Raw genomic sequence first — 2235 nt, forward strand, 5'->3', positions numbered from 1 at the left:
AGTCTATTTAAATAAGTAATTATTCTACTTTAAACAACCGCATTTATAAAAAAACCAGCCATAAAAAAATGACAAAATTATAGAAGTTCAGCTTTTGGAACCTCAATTCCTTTGAAAAATTTTATTTGTGCCTGGTTTGATTAGAAAATTTATTATGAATTTAGCCCCATTTAGGCGTGGGTAAAACTTTAAAAAAAGTAACGGATTTTGTCTCCAAACCAGGTAATGGATCCTGGAAGAGATAAAACTTTATTTTGATAAACCTGAAGATAAAAAATCACTGTAAAAAGCAACGGATTTTGGAAAATATTACTTGCTTATACCATAGGAGCAGAGCCACTTTCGTACAACGGCTGAGCGTATCTGAAGTTCCGAGCGAAGCGAGGAATTTAGGCGAAGTGCTGAAGGCACGAACCTTTTATGCTGTGTTATACACTGTTGGTCGCCTTATATTATATCAGCAGAGCGTATCGGCTGGTAAGCGCAGGTTATGCAGCAATGTTTTGCTATGAGTATCACGACTTTGGTGCATTACGAGCTCCAAATGAACGGCTTCGGGTGCTGCTCAAAAAATACAGCTACAGCCTTTTTAAAATCCAAAGCCGTTGCAGGGATCTTCTTGAAAGCTGAGTTCGCTCGGTTCACCGCGTCAACAATGTCAGTGACGATTTTCGCATCCAGATTCATACGTCCGGTCGCAATGTAAGAATGGTCCGGCCCGAAAACATAAAGTAACGTGTATTTCTTGGCTTCCACGGTAGCTACCCAGTCTTGGAAGTTTGCCTCCATAAAGTTCATCACGCTTTCTACGATGGCAGTCTCAAACCGGGTGTCATCAAGGAATTGGACTGGAATGCCCAAGCCGATGTGGATAAGTGGATATTCTGGCATTGAAAAAAACTCCCCACGAAGCAGGGAAGCCCCCCCTTCCACAAATTTTTTGATGCCGGGAAGTTGCTCAGCGTGAACTTCGTAAAGCATAGCGATGGCATGCGGCTCTCCGTTGAGAATACAGACAAACACTGTACCAGTCTTGCAATTGCTTCTAGCAATCTCCTCGATACTTAGGATTTGTTTGAATGTCATCCCATGCTGGGTAGCCTCCGCCTCTCTCAGTGCAACTTCTTCTTCGAAAGAGCGCCCTCGTCGTACCCACCCGTGGGGGCCGGTTTTGCTTAAAGCAGCCTCGTGTACTCGCCGGTAAGCTACGCCAGTCAATGCCTTTGAAATAGGGACCTGCACTAAGTCAAGTCTTCCAACCTCCAGCCTCATGAACTCTTCGTCAAGCTCGGTTAAATTCTTGACATCACCCAAGTTAATACGCTGACCACCCTCTTCCCGATAAACGTTTTTGAATAGTACGCCCAACAGATCACCCAAAGTAATAGTGTATCTTACCGACCCGACCGTGGACACAATTGAGCAACTTTTCCTCTCGCCTTCCACAGTGCAATCGTAGCCTCGGTTGCGTAGTTCATTCGCTGCATTATGACAAGGTCCCTGGACACCCAAGGCACCTTGGTTCTCCCCTCGAAATTCTTCTGGTAAATCAGAGTCTGGAACCTCTCTATTATTCTTTACTAGGAGCTTTAGCTTGGCGAAAGCAGCAACGACTCTCAGATCTGAAGATTTCTGTGCCTGTGAAAACGATTGGATTGCAGCCCACCATTGTCCAACCCTATATTGGATCACACTTAGGTTGAACCAAGCAACGAAACAATCAGGGTAACCCCTCACAATCGTCTGATACAGAGAGAGTGCCTTTTTTCGACTTGCCGTATCTTCAGCCTCTCCCAAACGAAAAGCTTCTTGCAGGGCTTTGTCTAACTCAAAAGTGTCTATTTCTCTCTCTGGTTTTGGCCTGAACAAATCAAATATTCCCATTTTTATACCTCCTTACATGACCAAATGTACTAATTATTTCCTTTTTAATTTTAAGATTAGCTTCTTTTTTTATTTACACTATGCGAAAAATTTTAACACTAAAAAGCAATTTATAAAAATCCCTTAAAGGATTTCATGCTATTTTCTACATCAATATTAGCCAGGGTGATGTAAATAGTGGTTGTACTTATATCAGAGTGTCCCAGGATCCGCCTCAGGGTTTCAATGTCTTTGGTTTGGCGGTAATACTGGGTTGCGTATATTTAAGGCTATTCTTTCAGCTGATAATAGGTTGCTCTCCCCCTTCCCTTTCTTTTGATAAGACCCATATCTATAAGTTTCTTAAAATCA

General features: G+C 42.5%; 1 protein-coding gene. It reads right to left on the bottom strand.

Annotated features, from left to right (window positions below):
* Positions 1–531 precede the first annotated feature (531 nt).
* Positions 532–1884, bottom strand: coding sequence for a hypothetical protein (locus MUP17_10740; GenBank protein ID MCJ7459456.1), 1353 nt, complete (start codon positions 1882–1884; stop codon positions 532–534).
* Between the last annotated feature and the right edge of the window lie 351 nt (positions 1885–2235).

This window comes from Candidatus Zixiibacteriota bacterium (assembly GCA_022865345.1).
GTDB lineage: Bacteria > Zixibacteria > MSB-5A5 > MSB-5A5 > RBG-16-43-9 > RBG-16-43-9.

Coding starts and splice junctions, on each gene's coding strand:
- MUP17_10740 (MCJ7459456.1), bottom strand. CDS start 1,884: ATGGGAATATTTGATTTGTTCAGGCCAAAACCAGAGAGAGAAATAGAC.